Source organism: Paraburkholderia sp. BL23I1N1 (assembly GCF_003610295.1).
Taxonomy (GTDB): domain Bacteria; phylum Pseudomonadota; class Gammaproteobacteria; order Burkholderiales; family Burkholderiaceae; genus Paraburkholderia.
The window spans coordinates 6250664-6268073 of the sequence record NZ_RAPV01000001.1 but is presented as its reverse complement, the minus strand read 5'-3'; the positions used below and the strand labels follow the sequence as shown (position 1 = coordinate 6268073).

Here is a 17410-nt window from a genome sequence, read left to right as displayed (position 1 = left end):
GCGACCTATTCAACATAGGTTGCAAGACTTAAAGGAGTCTTAAATGAACGGTCTCTACGCGTTGTCCCTAATCTGCCCGTGGGATTTTTTTGGCCTGTGACTCCGTCCAAGTTGCCATGCAGGGATGCCTTCGTGTGCGTCCGCGGAGGGTAAGGCGATGCTGCCGAGGCAACCCGGAGAACTGCAGCGGCGCTTTAGCGCAGGATCGGATGGGAGTTCGTCATGAGCACAACCTCACTAACCTTATCGGGGAAATTGCGTCGCGACGCGGGCGTCGTCGGTCTCCTGTTTGCCAGTACCACCAGTATGGTTGGGTCGGGCTGGCTATTCGGTTCGTATCACGCGGCGAAAATCGCCGGTCCGTTGAGCATTGGAAGCTGGGTGCTGGGCGCAATCATCATCATGCTGATTGCGCTTTGCTTTGCCGAACTGGCCGCGCTGTTTCCACGCAGTGGCGCGCTGGTGCACATGAGCCATGCAAGTCACGGCGAGGGCCTGGGACGCATCTGGTGCTGGCTGCTTTTTCTCGCCTATGTGCCGGTGCCGGCAGTCGAAACGGAAGCCATCGTCACCTATGCGAACAACTATCTGCCGTACTTCATCCGGCCCGGCAACGAAGGGCTGCTGACTACCACGGGTTTCATCACCTGTGCGGCGCTGTTAGGCGTGACGGCGCTGTTGAACCTGATGGCTGTCAGATGGCTGCTCAACGTTAATTCGACCATCACATGGTGGAAAATTCTCGTGCCCGTGCTGACAATCATCGGCTTGATGGCAGCCAGCACACACTGGGACGTGATGAGCGCGGCACCTGGTACCTGCAACATGTCTGGCATGTTCACGGCGCTCCCGGCCGCGGGGATCGTGTTCAGCTATCTCGGCTTTCGCACGGCGATCGATCTTGGCGGCGAGACAGCCAATCCGCACCGGAACATTCCGCTCGCGGTGATCGGCTCGGTATTGCTGGCAGCGGCGCTGTACATCATGCTCCAGGTGGCCTTTATCTGGGCGCTCGCGCCGGCTGACCTCGCGCATGGTTGGGCCAATCTGAGTTTCAAGGGCGAGATGGGGCCGTTCGCGGGCCTCGCGGCAACGCTTGGGCTTGGCTGGATGGCGACCTTGTTGTACATCGACGCGTATCTGTCGCCAGGTGGCACTGGCTTGATGTACGTGACCGGCGGCTCGCGCATCCTGTTTGCCGCGGGCGAAATGGACGCGGGACCGCGTGTGTTGACGAAGCTCAATGGCAACAAGGTTCCGTGGGTTGCGGTGCTCGTGATGTGGTTCGTCGGTGCGATCTTCCTGCTGCCATTTCCCGCATGGCAACAAATGGTCAGTTACATCACATCGGTGACGGTACTCACCTACGGACTCGGCCCGATCGCGCTGCTTGTGCTGCGCCGCAACCTGCCTGAACTGAAGCGGCCGTTTCGCATGGCTGGTGCGTCGATTTTTGCGCCGCTCGCTTTCATCTGCAGCAATCTCGTGATCTACTGGACTGGTTTGAAGACCAACTCGTTCCTTTTTTCGCTGGTCGCGATCGGTTTCGTAGCCTACGCTGTCTACTACCATCTCCTTGCCCACAGGCCGGCCCGTCAGTTTGGATGGCGGCAGATTGCGTGGCTGCTGCCGTGGTTTGGCGGTATCTGGGTGCTGTCGTGGCTCGGTAATATTGGTGGCGGACGTAACGTGATCGGCTTCGGCTGGGACGTCCTCCTTGTGTCCGTCTGGAGCGTGGTCGTCATGCTGCTTGCGATGCGCTGCGCGCTGGGACCTGCAGAAACCGCCATGATGATGCAGCGCATGGATGGGACAAGTTGAGGAAGCCGATATCCGAGGGGTGGGGTGCGCTCGGAGCGTATTGTTGATCAACGTGCGATGCGTTTCCCCGGCGAAGCCTTGAAACCGGCTGAGCCGGAGAAAGTGGTCGGGGAGTCGAAACGGTGAATGACAGTGGCCGACCAGTAGTCCCTCTGAGGACAGCAGACAATGACGGGTGATTCCCACCGGCCAGATAAGGCTGCAGACGGGCCACGCCATGTAAAGGTTGCTCCGCTGCAGCCGCGTGCGGTCGTCCACCCGGATGACGATTCCGTGGTCCCGATCGCCATGTACTGGTTGTGCTTTCTCGCGTTCGTCGTGGGAATCATCACGGGATTGGGGGCCGTTGTCTTCCGGGGGTTGATCGGATTCGTACACAACGCGTTCTTTCTCGGTCAATTTTCGTTTCTGTACGATGCCAGCCACTTCACGCCGGCGGCGCCGTGGGGCGTGTGGGTGATTCTGGTGCCCGTCGTTGGGGGGCTCGCGGTCACCTGGATCGTGAGCGCCTTCGCTCCGGAAGCCAAGGGGCACGGCGTACCGGAGGTCATGGATGCGATCTATTACAAGCGCGGCGTGATCCGGCCGGTTGTGGCGGTCGTGAAGTCGATTGCGTCGGCGCTGGCAATCGGTTCCGGTGCCGCAGTGGGGCGCGAGGGGCCAATCATCCAGATCGGCTCTGCCCTTGGCTCGACGCTCGGCCAGATCGTGCAGATGACTGCCGGACAACGCATCACGCTCGTGGCAGCTGGGGCAGGTGCAGGCATCGCGGCGACCTTCAACACGCCGATTGGTGGCGTGCTCTTCGCCACTGAACTGATGATGCCGGAGATCAGTGTCAACACGTTCCTGCCGGTAGCGATTGCCACCGGCACAGCGACCTTTATTGGCCGGCTCTTCTTTGGCGCGGCGCCCGCCTTCTTCGTTCCCGCGCAACTGGGCGCGATTCCAAACCAGCCGGGCAGTGCGCTCACGCTAATTCTGTATGCGCTGCTAGGCGTCGTGGCGGGTGCGGCTGCGGCGCTGCTGATCCGTGCGCTGCATTGGTCCGAAGATGCGTTCGACCGTATACCGGGCCGCTATCAGCGCCACACGGTCGGGATGCTGATTGTCGGATTGACCATGTATCTGCTGTTTCGCTATGCAGGCCATTATTACGTCGAAGGCGTCGGCTACTCGACCATTCAGGCCACGCTCTATGGCCAGTTGCAGGGTGGGGCATTCCTGCTGATGCTGGCGCTATGCAAGACATTGGCAACGTCGGTCAGTCTGGGGTCGGGCTCGTCGGGCGGGGTATTCTCACCGTCGCTCTTCATTGGTGCGACGCTTGGCGCGGCGTTTGCGTCATTGGTTGCCATGACGCTGCCTGGGGCACCGGTCAGCGCGCCGGCGTTTGCAATGGTCGGCATGGGCGCAATGGTCGGCGGCGGCACGGGCGCCGCGATGACCGCTGTCGCGATGATCTTCGAGATGACGCGGGACTACGACATCGTGCTGCCGATGATCATCGCAGTGGCGTTCAGCCTCGGCGCGCGCCGCTTGTTGTCGCCCGAAAGCATCTATACGCTCAAGCTCGTGCGGCGTGGTCATCAGATTCCCAATGCGCTTCACGCGAACATGTTTCTTGTGCAGAGCGCTGCGCAGGTGATGGAGACGGACGTTTTCGTGCTCGATGCGCAGGTACCTTTTCGCGACCTGCTTCCGCACTCGGAAGGACCCGCTTTCCGGCACGTTGTGGTGACGAAGCAGCATGAGATCTACGGCGTACTGCGCATCAACACGGGTTTGCGTCGTGCGGTCAGTCAGAGCGACTCGGAGATTACGCTTGGGGCACTCGCGCAGCGCAATTTTATTGTCGTGCAGGAGAACGATGTCGCGTTTGGTGTCATCACCCGGCTCCGCAAGCAGCATGCGGTGATGGCGGTTGTCGTGGGGCGACATGAAGGACGAGGCCCGGCACGCGTGCTCGGCGTGATCGCGAAAGAGCACATTGCGGATGCCGTGGCGAGCAGCATCACGATATTTCCGGGGTAGGGCTCTGGGCGCAATCCTCGGTGGTGGAGGGTCAAGTGAGACTCGGACATGGGCTGGATGCTGCCTGCAAACGCATCGGCAAAGCACTTCATCTCGATGCCCTGAAAGGCTCGTCGGCCAGAACAGAGGCGGACCCTGAATGGGCGATCGTTTACCGGACGGCGCAGGGCTTCTGCTGCGTCTATCAAGGGGTGGCGATCGATTTTGGCGAGATGCTCGACGTCCAGCTCTGGGCGGAAGAGATGGACGTGCAGACTTATTTCATTGGCCTCTGAAGCGATCCCGCGCGGAGGTACACAGGGGCGGCGGCATTCGCAAGGAGATACGGTCAAGTCTGGTGTATGGGCAATTTGATGGCGGTCGACGTCAAGCGGCGAGTTTCTGCTGACCCGGTCGATCGTCCTGCACCGGTTCGCCGTCCTTAAAGGCAATGCCCTCCAGCAACAGCTTGATATGTTCGGGGCCGTTGATGCGGCGCCAGGTTTTCTCGGCTTCCTCGATCAGCTTGAATGCCAGACCAAGGAAAGTCGGTCGCGACACGCAGTTGCGCGTGCGAGTCGTGCGGTGGCGCACCGTCGCAAACGTCGACTCGATCGCGTTGGTCGTGCGCAGATGCTGCCAGTGTTCGGCCGGGAAATCGTAAAAAGCCAACAGGCTTTCCCGGTCCTTCTTCAACGTTTCCGTCGCCTTCGGAAATTTCGCCGCGTAGACCGTCACGAAACGATCAAACGCGGCATACGCGTCGGCGCGCGTGGCGGCCATCCAGATCGCCTGCAGATCTGCTTTAGCTTTGCCTTGCTGCGACTTCGGCAGCGCGTTCAGGACGTTACCCATCTTGTGGAACCAGCAGCGCTGGCCTCGCGTAGCAGGAAACACTTCTTCCAGCGCGGCCCAGAATCCCATCGCGCCATCGCCGACTGACAGCAACGGACCGGCCTGCAGGCCTCGCGTCTTCAGGTCGAGCAGCAACTCCTGCCATGACGCCTTCGACTCCCGATACCCGTCGCCGATCGCCACACGCTCCTTGCGCCCATCCGGCCTCACGCCGATGATCACCAGCAGGCACTGGCCGTCCGAGTTCTCGCTACGCAGCCCGGTATGAATGCCGTCGACCCACCAGTACACATAGCGGGACTTCGACAGATCACGTCGGCTCCAGCTGGCATGTTCGTCCGCCCACTGCGACTTCAGACGGCTCACTACGTTCGCCGACAAGCCTTTGGCGTCGTCACCCAGAAGCACGGCGAGCGCCTCGCTCATGTCGCCCGTCGAAATGCCTTTCAGATACAGCCACGGCAGCGCGGCACTCACACGCGGCGACTTCCTCACATACGGCGGCACAATCGATGAATTGAACTTCACACCTGATCCTGACCGATCCCGAACCTTCGGCACCTTCACGGCAATCGGGCCGGCCGCCGTCAACACTTCGCGCTCCGGCAAGTAGCCGTTGCGCACCACAGCGCGCTGCCCATGCAGGGTCTTGACGTTCTCGAACCGTTCCAGCAGCGCCGCGAGCTCCGCTTCAATCGCCTGCTGGATCACCTGCCGCGCGCCTTGCCGGACCAGATCGTCCAGACCCAGACCGCTTCCTGATAGACCGACGATTGCTTTTTCCGTAAACTTGTTCATGGTGGATGGTTTGTTGTTTGCTGGTTTCCGACTTCGACAATCAGATTCTCAGCTGAAACCTCCACCGCTTTCAACTTCCCGCCTCAATTCCCCCGTACACCAGATCCGAGCATATCTCATTCGCAAGCCCCTTCCTGAAGAGCCGGTTCGGGAGACAAGATTTTCGCTCTCCCGTTGACTCGATCAGCGATAAACCAGGTCAGCTCGCCGGTTCTGTGCCCATGATGCCTCGTCGTGGCCCAGAGCAATGGGCTTTTCTTTTCCGAAACTCACGGCTTCCAGTTGGGAGTCAGGTACGCCAAGGGTCTCCAGGTCATGGAGCACTGCTTGCGAGCGCCTTTCGCCGAGCGCCAGATTGTATTCACTCGTCCCGCGTTCGTCCGTGTTGCCCTGAATCAGCACATGACGGTTGGGGTGGCTTCTGAGGTACTGCGCATGCGCTGCAAGGAGCGGTTGATAGTCGCTCTTGACCGTATAGCTGTCGAAATCGAAGTAGATGCTACGTTTCGCGAGCGGTCCGTTCGGGTTGTCAAGTTCATCCACGACTACTGGGGCGACATTGGTTGTCTGGCTTGTCGCGGCGTTGCCCTGCGACTCGCCGCTCTGATTCAGCTTGGGCCCCGAATGACATCCCGCAAGCATTCCCACCAGCAGCGTAACAATACAAAGTCCAGTTCTGGTCATGATGTGTCTCCTCTGATCGGAGGTGAAACTGCGCTTCTTTGGGAGTGCTGCTAGCGATCCAAAGTGCGCGAGGGTTGACCTCGAGAACGTCAATGTTCAATTGATATAGAAGGCATCTCTTCAGATTTCAAGTTTCTTTTGAAAAACGCCGTGGAGAAAGTATTTGTTAATCAACGTGCTTCAATGGCTGCATATTTTTCTTGACCAGTATCTCAAGATTCCTAAGATTAGTATCATGAAATCATGATTCGGATGCGGCTTCCGGTTCATCATGGCAGTTGCCGCGGCGACCGATTACGCAGTTCTCACGTGGTAACGCGTCCATTAGCAGGTGCGCCTGCTGCAACCGGCTTGATCAATATCTCCTGGTTGGATTTCAGGTTCGGCGAGGAGCCAGCCGTCAAAAGCAGGTTGGTTGGCGCTATCCCTCATCAGCTCGACGTTGATCGCCTTGCGAATCCCGAAATCCTCGGAATCGGGAATGTTCAAATCCGAATCGGATGCACTCCGGAGCGTACCTTTCGACGACTCGAGTTCAGCTGCTCTGGAGAGCGCTCCCCGCGTCGGCACGTTTTGATCGACCATGTCAGTATTGGTGTCGATGCCCCGGGAAATTGCCATAAAATCGACGACGATGACGGCAAGCGCGGCGACCAGAAGGAACACGCAGCACCATGGCGCGATGCTGGAGTGGGGGTGCCTTTCAAGTGACGTGATTCATCACAACTCCGGGCGGCCAGATGGTCCACGACATCGGCCCGATGACAAACAGGCCCGGATTGCTGGGCACGACCTTCGACCTGTCTGATTCGTGCGGCCTTGTATTTCGACATGAATGTGGCCATGCGGGTTCGCCGTCATCGAAAGGTTAGCGGTGGATATGCACCGCCCAATCCCGGCCATTATGTCGATCGACAGAAGTGCTCTCCGGGTAGCCCGCCGTCTGTCGCTACAGTCGGCCGGGATCGAAAGGAATCTGAAATACTCGTTTCGGCGAGCATGACCTCGATAAAACGCGGGGACGTAGCTGCTTATTAAGTCTCGCTTAAGGACGGTTGCTTACAGTGGACTGAGGCTTCCGCATCGGACTGGCGGACGCGAACGTCCAGGCGTCCCCGGTTTTGTGGATGGGGGCGACTTTTCCGGATCCGGTGTCCTCCGCCGGATCCACTTTTTCTTTTTAATGCCGGGAGGCTGACGTGTCGACGATAGGGGCGAGCAGTCTGTCTCGCGGACTGCGCCGGGAGCGACGATCACCGGGTTTCGACGCGAGGGCGTTCAGGACAGGTTGAAATTCAACTCCGCGGTTGGCCTGCGATCTCGAGCACACCCAGCCGAACTGCACTGGCTTCAGTTAGCGCTATGAAGGAGGGCTGTGATGAAGCGGATCATGATTGGGGTGTTTGTTGTGGGCTTGGGAATGTCACAGATCGGCTTCGCACAACCAGCGCGGCAAGTGCAACCTGCAAGAATGAAATGTGAAGATTTCCTGTCGCTAGCCGACAATTACAAACCCGCGTTGCTGTACTGGACGGCCGGTGTTGACCGGACGAACATGAAAACGAATGACGTACTCGTGGTCGATGCAGCAGACCCGGTGGGGTTGGTCGTTGATGAATGCAGGAAAGACCCAGGAACATCTTTCATGGGCAAGGTCCGGCAACTGACCAGGTCGGGGCGGCTCAATGTTCTGGAGCATGACGATCACCGCTAGACCGTCCTTGTGCGTCACTGCGCGTTCAAGGCTTGCTCTGCGAAACCAGGGTTTTTGAACATCCTGGGTTGCGATGTACCTGGAGGTCTTGTTCCAGTGGGTAGGTCGCGGATCGACGTAGAACAGACGTGCGCGTCAACAAGCGCCGGTCCGTGCCGCCCGCGGTATTGGTGGAGGGGGAGGCTGATCGATCGCGGGGTGCTTTAAGGACTTGATGAGTGAACTGCGACGTCTGGTGCGCGGGGTCGTGGAGGGCGTCTGAGATGGAGCAGCAGCGACCGGCGTTTATACTGTCGCCTTCATACGCTTCTCCGGCCTCATGTCACTTGTTCAATTTGTAGACCGACGTACATTGCAACGTGCGCATCGGCTGTGGCTGCACTACGGCGTGTTCTGGCTTGGCGCCATTGCCGTAGGGCTTACTGCTGTGTTGTATGCGCAGTTGATCGACTTTGGTTACGGTGCATTCCTGAGATATTCCGCGCAGTACCGATGGTTACCGCTGCTGGTCACCCCCGCGATCAGCGCGGCTTGCGTCTGGATCACGCGCCGTTTTTTCCCGGGCGCGGAGGGAAGCGGGATTCCACAGGTGATTGCGAGCCTCCACGACCACAGCGGGTTGGGCCATCGCCTCCTGACGATCAGAATTCTCGTTGGCAAGATTTTCATCTCCTTTCTGGCGATATTGGGAGGGCTCACGATTGGCCGTGAAGGGCCCACCATCCACGTGGGGGCGGCGCTGATGTTCAATCTGCGCGCCTTTTACCCAAAAAGGTTTCGCGCGATGCAGGGTGGCGTACTGGAACGCAGGCTGGCATTAGCGGGAGCGGCCGCGGGCTTATCGGCGGCATTCAACGCGCCTTTGGCCGGCGTTGTCTTTGCGATAGAGGAGCTTACCCGCAGCTTCGAGCAGAGAACAAGCGGCGTACTGATTACCGCAATCATTTTTGCTGGTATCGTCGCTTTGGGAATCCAGGGCAACTATACGTATTTCGGCACGATCGACGTTGGCCCGCATTTTCCCGATCTGCTTGCGTTGGCCGTCGTCCTGATCGGCGTAGTTGCAGGTGCTGCCGGCGGCATCTTCTGCTGGCTCCTGCTCAATACCCAACGCTGGATGCCGTCCATTGTGCTCGGCTGGCGGGCACAACGTCCTGTGGCATTCGGTGCCGGATGTGGCCTTCTGATCGCAGTGATCGGTGTCCTCTCCGGAGGGCACACGTTCGGCAGCGGCTATGCAGAAGCTCGCGGGATGCTTGAGGGCAATGCGCATCTTACCGTCTTGTATCCTGTGTTCAAGATGGCATCGATGGTCGGCTCTTACCTGCCGGGGGCGCCAGGTGGACTATTCGCCCCGTCGCTCGCGATTGGCGCGGGAATCGGCAATGCGCTCCATCTGCTGTTTTCCCAGATGCAACTGCCGATGCTGATTGCACTCGGAATGGTTGGCTATCTTGCGGCTGTCACGCAAAGTCCTATCACGTCATTTGTCATCGTGATCGAGATGATCAACGGACACGCGTTGGTGATTTCACTAATGGCCACTGCGCTGATTGCCAGCCGCGTGTCCAGGATCTTCGCGCCACCGTTGTATGAAGCGCTGTCAGAACGCTACGGTACTGGAAAGCAATCGTGATCTCGAGACGCGCGGATGGTGCGTGCACCTCATACAAGTCGCGCCGACTGATTACAAACCGATGGTGTTAAGCCCCTCAGGATGCGTGCCGTCGATGATCGATCTCCCTTCAGCGAAACCGGCTTGTTCCGCGGCTTTCGCAGTAAGCAGATCGGCGAGGGGATGAGCAAAACTCACCCTCTGTGACGACCCATAGCGAACGTCTGCGCTTGGGCGGGCAATGTAGCCGGTATAACCGAACGGTATGTTCGGTGGGTGAGGCGAATACTCAGGAACGGCGAGGACTCGGATCGTAAAGCCGTTGTATTCGTCGAATTGCTCTTGTCCCTCAGCCATGTCGGTCTCCGTCGCCCTGTGCGGGGAACTACAGTGCCCGGTTCAGTTCAAAATTCCGTCGCACCAGTGAATCGCCCATGCCTTCGCACAAGAAATTGCATCAGCTTCATTAGCGAATCGATCAATGTCGCCGGACTCGTGCGTTTCGACCCGGTCTTCATCGCTTCCGGGCCTGCGAGTGATTCTGGCTCTCGCGATGTAACCACCACCGCTGTCAACGCTTCGCGCCCGGCAATCGATGTGAAACCCCTTGTAATCGAATTGCATAGTCGCTCCCCTGGTATCGTTTTGTTAGATTGGTGGGCGTGCAGGATGTTCTAAAGTATTCGCGATCTCATCGGCGATCGCGACCCTGACCCCGTCAGCATATTGTCGTGATGACAACACCATCTCAGGTTTTTTTCACGTAAGCGCTGCACCATCCCTTTGAATCGACCAGCTTGCCACCATAAATTGGACACGGCCCGGAGGGGGCACCCGGCTTGCCCTGATAGAGCTGACAATTGGTGCACGTTTGGCCGGCAACGTATTTGGGATATTTCGCCTTGTCCACTCTTGTCGCGTCCGTTTTATAACCTAGCGCCTGAGCGGTTGGGTCGGTCTCGGAGACCGCCGTAGCGTCAGCGCGCGACTCGGTGGGAAGGAGCGTCGTGGAAGCCAGCGAAGCGGCAGCTATCACGAAACGACGACGGGATATTTGCATAAAAGCACTCCTTCTCGTGATCCATGGCCCATTGCCACCTGATACATCGGCCACTGCTAACCCTGCATGTCCTTCGCATTGGTATTCCGTCGATCCGTACTTGCCCATGGAAATCATTACCCTCTACAGGGTTTCTAGGCCATCGGCAGTAACGCGTTGCTGGCGATCATTACACGCACGCCGCGTGCGATCCCGCATTCGGCATCGCGACGCGGACGAAGTGGGTAAGGGATTCCCGGGCCCTCGCGACGGCAGGCTACTGCGTATCAGGGGCGCACATGAATTCCCGATATCCACGCGCAATCCTGGTGAATCGTCTGTGTCTTTCTGTGCAGATTACCCCTAGATTAGGTTCGATCCAGCGAGAAACTCGCTTTCAGTTTATGTCATATCATGACGAATTCAAGGCGATCGTCATGCGGGCGCTCTCAGCGAGCACAATCTGGCGAGTTGATCACATTGTGATGAAAAAATGGCCCTTCTCGTGGCTGGTTCATGAGGAGGAGTAGCCCCGATGAAATTACGAGGATGAAATTACGAGGATGAAATTACGAGGATGATTTGACCGGATCACGCCCGTCCATAGGGATGCCGTGTTCCGCTCCGATGCACAAAACCGGTCATCCTGAACGGCACGGCCGTCGTCACAGGAGACGATCTCCGGTTGCCTCGGGTCGTGCCGCGTCACACTGTGACTCCCGCGAACGCCGTCAGGGATCGGGAAGTGGACTTTCGCAGCGGGCACGGCCGCCGAAGCTTGTCGCGTGGGTGGCCAGGGTGTCGGAACGTGGTGCAGAGATCACTGGGCCGATGCCGCAGCAGCATCAAGGCCCGTGACGCGTGCGGTTCCACCAGTGCCTGCCGGCCGCATATCGAAGAACCCGTTCGCGGGTATTGCCCGGGGGATCCTGGGCAATGACGAAAAGAACCACCATCGCCAGTACCGCGGCCGAAACTGCAATCTGTACGAGAAGATCTATGATCATCATCGCCTCCGCCATGGTTGTGCGTTCAATAGTGAGGTCGTTGCCGCCCGACGCACAGATCAGAGTTGCTTCGCTCAGTGACGACCGTCCCGTCCCGTTTGCGAACGCCGGGACGGCTAGGTGACACCGACACCCGCGAGCGTCCTGTCGATATAGCGCTTTGCCATCGCGGCGGCGATTCTCAAGGCGTTTCCGGAACGAAGGAAAACCCGTCGCTTCTGGTCACACAGAAGTTTTCTATGTGAGCCGGTGTTGTCCTGCCAATCGATGACGGCCACCGGTTGATAGATCGCGCCTAGTTCCAGCCCTTCGCCAGCCACCGGATCAAGCTGCGCGCACGCGCAGAGCTGAAAACCCCTGTAGTGTTCGTATGAATGTTCGTTCATTGTGCCCACCTCGATTCGAATTTTCGCAAGACCGTCAGTCGTCTACTTCGAATAGGACAGCGCAAGACACGCGGTCGAGCAGCAATGCATGGTTTTCTCCCATCCACCAGCGTGCAAAAAATCCATGCGGGTGGTGCCCAATGACGATCAGGTCGACCTTCAATGAATCTGCGAGGCGGGAAATCTGGTCAATAGCATTTCCGACCGAATAATGTCCCGTTGCAGTCACACCCCATGCCCGTAGCCAGTCAATACCCTCGCGCAGTGTTTCTCGTGCCGCCTGCTCATCGACCTCGAATTTCATCGACGACAGGACGTCGACGCCGCTGGACCAATATGTGCAGTCGAAAATCGCGAGCAGATGGGTTTCAGCGTGCAGCTGTTGCGCAAGGGCTGCGCCGCAGCGCAGCGCGAGCCGTCCCTCCGGCGTGGCGTCGTAGCAGAGCAGGATCCGGTCGAACGGGGCCATGATGGGCTCCTTTGCCAACTTTAGTGGTGTCGTCCATTCGAGCGATCGAATCGGCTCGCCACGAAATTGTCCAGGTGAGCATCGGCGCGGCTTCGATCAGCACGAAGGCCAGTAGAGCACCCTCGGCTGCACCCAGCAGCTTGGGGTGCCAACGCTGCAACTGCAGCGTGCTGAGCAGGTTGCCGGCCAGGCTAGTGCCGAGCAGCGCAAATTCCTGATACGGGCCTTTGATTCAATTATATGTCACGCCATGACATGTATGGTCAAATGTCGAACGAACTGTGAGACTGGGAAGTTCGTTGTCGGTACGTGCGTTCTGCAAAAAGGATGAGGTCGCGAGTGACCGGGTGACATACGAGAGGTTCTGGAATTGCTAGGCGTGAAGCACGCGTTCGTCAAATCGGCTGCCCGGCTGAACAATCGGGCTGAGAACAGCCACCAACCGCCGCGCGATCGCGAGCGTCGTACGCATCGCTTTCGAGAAGCGAAACGCACGCAGATTTCTCACATGCCTCGGGCCGATCCGGCAACACTTCGCGCTCAAACGGTATCTGCTGCACGCTTCACCGCATCGCAAGCAACTCGCAGCAGGGTTCGCTGTCTGGCGCGAACTCACTGGACTCATCCAACATCTTTCTGCTCGCTGCTGAGCGATCGCGACACCTGCCGCCGCTTCGTCTCACTCTCGGGAAATTGACGGATCCCGGCAGTCGTGTCAGACAGGACGACCCATTTGTGCTGCAAGCACACCGCGTTCAGCCCAGGATGTCAGTCGCTTTATGGTGCTCGTCCACACCGTCGATCAAAATCACGGACCCGTTCGCATGCCGCAGGCGTAACGGCAGGATTCGTTGATACGCGTCCGATCCGTACCAGGCGCGCGCGGCGGCGAGATCGGGAAACGCAACCATAATCAGATCGCCGTGCCATTCGCCTTCGCGCACCTCGGGTCGAGCGCCGTGCACGACAAAACGGCCGCTAAACGGCTCAAGTGTGTCGTCAATGCGCTCGAGGTATTCGACGATGTCAGCGCACAACGCGACGTTCGTCAGATGGGCGACAGCGTATGCAGTCATGGCAGCGCTCCGTAACATAGGTGTGTGTATGCTGCCTATGGTCGCCGCAGGCGCGACGCACGTCGATTACCTGGGAGGTAAAGGAATCTGCAGTACCTTACCCGGCGCAACTTCGTCGCCGCAGGGGCGAGTCGCTCTCGGAGGGCGCCCATTCGTTCTCGGCCAGACGTGCGGTTACGTTTCGCGGAATCGCAGAGCACGCTCGAGCACCATCGGCTTACCTGCTGCCCATCCGTGACAGGGCTTCCGTAAGCCGCATTCCTATTGTGCGTCTTCACGGCCCTGGAATATACCTAGCCTCATGGCTAACTATTATGGGACGGTAAGCGAAGTGTTCCAGGCGCTCGCTGACCCCACTCGTTGCGCGATCGTCCGTGCACTGGTCAGCGGCGCACAGTCGGTGTCAGCGCTGGCGGCACCGTTCGATATGGCACTGCCGTCGTTCATGAAGCACGTGAACGTGCTTGAGCGCAGCGGCCTCATCCTGACCCGCAAGGTCGGGCGGACACGCACGTGCGAGCTACTGCCGGAAAAGCTTTCGCAGGCCGAACAGTGGATAGGCCAGCAACGAGCTTTGTGGGAAGCAAGATCCGACCGCACGGTCGAATTCGTTGAACGACTTCATCAGGAGGAGCAAGCCAATGACACAAAACGCAGCCGACCACGCTGATTCCCGCGATCTCGTTATCTCTCGCGTGCTGCGCGCACCGCGGGCCGCCTTGTGGCGCGCGTGGTCAGAACCGGGCCTGCTCAAGGAGTGGTGGTGTCCAAAGCCGTGGACAACCGAGGTTCGTGCCTTTGACCTGCACCCTGGTGGAGCCTTTCATACGGTCATGCAGGGCCCGGATGGAAACACTAGCGATAACCCCGGATGCTTCCTTGAGGTCGTGCCCCAATCGCGTCTTGTGTTCACGTCGATGCTCACGGCGGACTGGCGTCCAGCCAAGCCGTGGCTCGGTTTCACGGCGATCATCACGATGGCCGACGAAAGCGAAGGTAGCCGCTATATTGCCCGGGTGATGCATCAGGACGATGCCGCGCGCGAGCAACACGAAAAGTTGGGCTTCTTCGACGGATGGAACACCGTTATCACCCAGCTCGACGAATTCGCGAGTGCGCTGCGCTAAAGCGCAGTCACGCAAAACAAGCCCCCGTCCTGCAGCATAAGGACTCCTTGTCACCCTGGAATTTTCTCGCCTCACTGAACTTATCGCGACACAACCGCTAAACCAGCCGGCCTACGCCGTCGCTCGCATTGTGATCGGCGGGGCTGACCGACTTCTTTTGGAGCATCACCCTCGTTGTTTGAGCGTCTCCCGCGATACCGGGCGATGGTTTGCTTCAGTAGCTGACGAAGAGGGCCTACAGATATTACGAAAAGCGCTCTAGACGTACCGCACTGGCGCGAAGTCGTATCGCTTTATCTGGTCATCGTGGGTCAACAACACGATTCCTTCTGCCATCGCTTGACCGACGAGGAGCCGGTCGAACGGGTCCTTGTGAAGAGGCGGAAGGGCCGCAACTTCGAACGCATGCTGTGCTTCAATCGACAGCTCTTCATAACCAGCATCAGGCAGGTTCCTGCGAAGAACGCGTGCATCGACCTGAAAGTCCTCACGGCCCAGTGCGCTCTTGACGACAATTTCCCAGATGCTGGCGACGCTGAAGTAGAGGGTGTTGCCGGCGTCCTCGATGGCTGCGCGCGCTTCGTTCGACAAGGCAGGATCGTCAGCCGCAGCCCAGACCAGCAGATGAGTATCGAGCAACAGCCTCACTTTGCCTTACCCTCAAACATGTCGCAGATTTCGTCCGCTGCCATAGTGTCGAAATCTGCGGGCACTTTGATTTGCCCCTTCAGGAACCCAATGCGCCGCCGCGGCTTTGCGGCTTCGGCCTCGATGCGCACGACCTTGACCAATGGCTTGCCGGCCTTAGCGATTACGAACGGCTCGCCGCTGTTCACGGTTTCCTCGATTAGCCGCGACAGATTGGTCTTGGCATCGTGAATGTTGTAAATATGCATGGCAGCACCATATAAACTTAGTTTATCTTAAGATTTATCCTCCCGCAATACGTTCAAAGTGCTTTGTCAACTTGACGAGCACAGGCAATGTTTCTAGTTAAACGTAGGTATCCTGATCAGATAACATGCTCGATTCAGCGTCGACGGCCCAACCATGCCAGGCGGCGATGCGTTTCTTGAGTATGGCGCGATGACGTGCCGCGTTCATCTGATGTCTAGGCAACGCGAAGTGCTGCCTGATCAGGCAAAAGCATGAGAGAAACGCCTGCGTGCGACGTGCATCGCGAAAGCCGCACATGTGTCGTTCGCGCCTGCGGATTGGCTGATGGATTCTATGAGCAGGAAGTTGTCAAGGTCTGTTACGAACTGACTCGCAAAGGGTCGGTCAAGTCTTTCTCCTCGCTGGCTCGGAAGCGCAAGCTACATTTTCGCGGGGTATATTCCGGCGGATTTCCACGGCACCTAACCTCAGCCATGGCTGCAGTCCGGTCCACGTCATTGGCCTGAAGCCGGCTATCGCGCGCGTAAGACAGGAGCGTGGCTACCACGTCGTCGACAGATACCAGCGTCTGTAAAAACTGGCGCGTCTTGATGACAGATTTCATGCGTTCATATGGGGTGGTCATCTTCCGCTTCAGCAAGCAGTTGCCTGGTGATGTCGGTGTGCGAGGTCACGCTGTTCACTCTGCACCAGCACTCCCACACATATTCCGCATTGCTTGGCCGGCTGGGTTGCCCAATGATCTGATAGACGCGCCCGGATTGTGTCTCGCCTTGCAAGGTGAGGCGGTCGAACGTAACGACTTCGGAACTGACACAGCCTGTCGAGTCTCGCTCGTCGGTGCCGACGAAATGCCGAGTTCCGTCATCTGTCTCCAGGATGCTCCACTGGAGGAGCGAAACTCCTGGTTCGTCACTCACCGGGGCGATTTTCCAAATAGGCATGACTATCTTCTGTTCGCCGACGAGCTTTCGGCGGGGGGCGGTTCCCGCGCCGGTCGCTCGTCAACATTGAGCTGAAGTTCATGCTATTCGGATTCGAGCCGAGTTAAAGTGAAAAAGTAGCTTGTTTTATCGGTGATTTTTTCGGACGAGATATTCTTTATTATTTGCCGATGGGTCGATTTATGGTTTATCGAGAAATGGACGATTGTGAATGGCGCTATATTCCGCGGACAGCTTATGCTTTATTTCGAGGACGAGTTATGGTGCACCGGCACACCGTCCATTATTGAAAGTCTTCTCTTGGGATGCAAGGTTCAATAAAGGTTCGACGGGGGCAATCTTCCGGTCACACTGTTTATCCCCGCCCAGTCGTGAGCCTCCTTCGCTGCGGGGATGCGCATCGGGCCATTCTTCAACGACAACCTACAAATTACGCGAGGCGAGCGAGCATACCTTATATGCCCATCGTAACCTGCTAAAACCGTTCTTCGAAATCGTTACCGCGATCAAGCCTATTACGAAGAGCGCGCCACGGGCTTCTCACACGGCGCGACAATTGACTGGACACGCTGGCCGTGGCTGCGGTCAGCCGGCTGTGCGCGACAGGAGCAAGCGAGAACGAATTGCTTCAAGCAGTCGCCGAGATTTTCGCGCGGAGCTACGCGAGGTGATCATCCTTTTGTTTGCGTGCGCTTCAATTAAAAAAATCGGTGCACGTGACAGCGGCGCCGTCAGACTGTTGACGGACGGTCCACACACCGTTGCCTCGCATCTTCATGCTGATTTTCAGAGGGTGCGTCCTGCCTTTTTTCGCAGTTGCTATTTCGTCTGAGAAAACCGAAAAAAGATACGTGGCTGAAGCCCGATGGCTTCGCCGCGATAAACCCTCACGATTGACCCGTGGCCGGGACTCCAGGTGCCCTCGTGTCCGCACTGGACAGCCGGAAGGGGCGCAGCCGCAACGG

General features: G+C 58.2%; 18 protein-coding genes and 2 pseudogenes. 8 read left to right on the top strand and 12 right to left on the bottom strand.

Translation table 11 applies throughout. The features are described 5' to 3' along the window. Nucleotides 1–222: 222 nt before the first annotated feature. From B0G76_RS29345 to B0G76_RS29335, 3 genes are all read left to right on the top strand, one after another. Entirely contained in the window at nucleotides 223–1821 is a 1599-nt protein-coding gene (locus B0G76_RS29345) for an APC family permease (RefSeq protein ID WP_120295582.1), read from the top strand. A 273-nt stretch (nucleotides 1822–2094) separates the two neighbouring features. After that, nucleotides 2095–3855: a chloride channel protein gene (locus B0G76_RS29340; protein WP_259460757.1), complete on the top strand. Its 1761-nt coding sequence runs from the start codon at nucleotides 2095–2097 to the stop codon at nucleotides 3853–3855. A gap of 35 nt (nucleotides 3856–3890) precedes the next feature. Next, entirely contained in the window at nucleotides 3891–4130 is a 240-nt protein-coding gene (locus B0G76_RS29335) for a hypothetical protein (protein WP_120296901.1), read from the top strand. Between the two features lie 91 nt (nucleotides 4131–4221). Here B0G76_RS29335 and B0G76_RS29330 read toward each other — a convergent pair whose 3' ends face one another. The 3 genes from B0G76_RS29330 to B0G76_RS29320 all read right to left on the bottom strand — a co-directional run bounded on the left by B0G76_RS29330 (nucleotide 4222) and on the right by B0G76_RS29320 (nucleotide 6837). After that, nucleotides 4222–5487 (bottom strand): IS256 family transposase, encoded by a 1266-nt coding sequence (locus B0G76_RS29330; RefSeq protein WP_120295580.1) that lies wholly within the window; start codon nucleotides 5485–5487, stop codon nucleotides 4222–4224. Nucleotides 5488–5670: 183 nt separating this feature from the next. Continuing rightward, the gene (pal, locus tag B0G76_RS29325; protein WP_183082170.1) at nucleotides 5671–6171 is read right to left on the bottom strand and encodes a peptidoglycan-associated lipoprotein Pal; all 501 of its coding nucleotides are present in this window, start codon (nucleotides 6169–6171) and stop codon (nucleotides 5671–5673) included. A gap of 324 nt (nucleotides 6172–6495) precedes the next feature. Beyond that, a complete protein-coding gene (locus B0G76_RS29320; protein WP_120295578.1) occupies nucleotides 6496–6837 on the bottom strand; it encodes a hypothetical protein in 342 nt (113 codons plus the stop codon). A gap of 712 nt (nucleotides 6838–7549) precedes the next feature. Between B0G76_RS29320 and B0G76_RS29315 the strand changes: the two genes are divergently transcribed. Together B0G76_RS29315 and B0G76_RS29310 are read left to right on the top strand one after the other, a co-directional pair. After that, nucleotides 7550–7885, top strand: coding sequence for an HdeA/HdeB family chaperone (locus B0G76_RS29315; protein ID WP_120295577.1), 336 nt, complete (start codon nucleotides 7550–7552; stop codon nucleotides 7883–7885). A 319-nt stretch (nucleotides 7886–8204) separates the two neighbouring features. After that, nucleotides 8205–9521, top strand: a complete 1317-nt coding sequence (locus B0G76_RS29310) for a chloride channel protein (RefSeq protein ID WP_120295576.1) — start codon at nucleotides 8205–8207, stop codon at nucleotides 9519–9521. A gap of 51 nt (nucleotides 9522–9572) precedes the next feature. On the opposite strand, the gene B0G76_RS29305 is transcribed toward B0G76_RS29310, so the two are convergent. The 4 genes from B0G76_RS29305 to B0G76_RS29285 all read right to left on the bottom strand — a co-directional run bounded on the left by B0G76_RS29305 (nucleotide 9573) and on the right by B0G76_RS29285 (nucleotide 12401). After that, nucleotides 9573–9857, bottom strand: a complete 285-nt coding sequence (locus B0G76_RS29305; protein WP_120295575.1) for a hypothetical protein — start codon at nucleotides 9855–9857, stop codon at nucleotides 9573–9575. A 391-nt stretch (nucleotides 9858–10248) separates the two neighbouring features. Then, nucleotides 10249–10560 carry a high-potential iron-sulfur protein gene (locus tag B0G76_RS29295; protein ID WP_120295573.1) on the bottom strand — a complete coding sequence of 104 codons (312 nt, stop codon included), beginning with the start codon at nucleotides 10558–10560 and terminating at the stop codon, nucleotides 10249–10251. A gap of 1102 nt (nucleotides 10561–11662) precedes the next feature. Beyond that, nucleotides 11663–11932: a hypothetical protein gene (locus B0G76_RS29290; RefSeq protein WP_120295572.1), complete on the bottom strand. Its 270-nt coding sequence runs from the start codon at nucleotides 11930–11932 to the stop codon at nucleotides 11663–11665. Nucleotides 11933–11966: 34 nt separating this feature from the next. After that, a complete protein-coding gene (locus tag B0G76_RS29285) occupies nucleotides 11967–12401 on the bottom strand; it encodes a universal stress protein (RefSeq protein WP_120295571.1) in 435 nt (144 codons plus the stop codon). A gap of 343 nt (nucleotides 12402–12744) precedes the next feature. On the opposite strand from B0G76_RS29285, the pseudogene B0G76_RS44220 reads away from it, so the two are divergent. Further along, nucleotides 12745–13051 (top strand): annotated as a pseudogene (locus B0G76_RS44220) (IS6 family transposase); the annotation flags it as partial. Nucleotides 13052–13156: 105 nt separating this feature from the next. Here B0G76_RS44220 and B0G76_RS29270 read toward each other — a convergent pair. Further along, nucleotides 13157–13477: a DUF1330 domain-containing protein gene (locus tag B0G76_RS29270; RefSeq protein WP_120295569.1), complete on the bottom strand. Its 321-nt coding sequence runs from the start codon at nucleotides 13475–13477 to the stop codon at nucleotides 13157–13159. A 301-nt stretch (nucleotides 13478–13778) separates the two neighbouring features. Between B0G76_RS29270 and B0G76_RS29265 the strand changes: the two genes are divergently transcribed. Both B0G76_RS29265 and B0G76_RS29260 read left to right on the top strand, forming a co-directional pair. Then, a complete protein-coding gene (locus tag B0G76_RS29265; protein WP_120295568.1) occupies nucleotides 13779–14147 on the top strand; it encodes a helix-turn-helix transcriptional regulator in 369 nt (122 codons plus the stop codon). Beyond that, nucleotides 14119–14604 (top strand): SRPBCC family protein, encoded by a 486-nt coding sequence (locus tag B0G76_RS29260; protein ID WP_120295567.1) that lies wholly within the window; start codon nucleotides 14119–14121, stop codon nucleotides 14602–14604. Before B0G76_RS29265 ends, B0G76_RS29260 begins: the two co-directional genes overlap by 29 nt. A gap of 258 nt (nucleotides 14605–14862) precedes the next feature. Here B0G76_RS29260 and B0G76_RS29255 read toward each other — a convergent pair whose 3' ends face one another. From B0G76_RS29255 to B0G76_RS29240, 4 genes and pseudogenes are all read right to left on the bottom strand, one after another. Beyond that, the gene (locus B0G76_RS29255; protein WP_120295566.1) at nucleotides 14863–15252 is read right to left on the bottom strand and encodes a type II toxin-antitoxin system VapC family toxin; all 390 of its coding nucleotides are present in this window, start codon (nucleotides 15250–15252) and stop codon (nucleotides 14863–14865) included. Next, complete coding sequence (locus tag B0G76_RS29250; RefSeq protein WP_120295565.1) at nucleotides 15249–15500, bottom strand: type II toxin-antitoxin system Phd/YefM family antitoxin; 252 nt, start codon at nucleotides 15498–15500, stop codon at nucleotides 15249–15251. The genes B0G76_RS29255 and B0G76_RS29250 overlap by 4 nt, the downstream gene beginning before the upstream one ends. A 97-nt stretch (nucleotides 15501–15597) precedes the next feature. Next, nucleotides 15598–15840, bottom strand: a pseudogene (locus tag B0G76_RS44215) (IS6 family transposase); the annotation flags it as partial. Nucleotides 15841–16109: 269 nt separating this feature from the next. Further along, the gene (locus B0G76_RS29240; protein ID WP_183082169.1) at nucleotides 16110–16445 is read right to left on the bottom strand and encodes a hypothetical protein; all 336 of its coding nucleotides are present in this window, start codon (nucleotides 16443–16445) and stop codon (nucleotides 16110–16112) included. Between the last annotated feature and the right edge of the window lie 965 nt (nucleotides 16446–17410).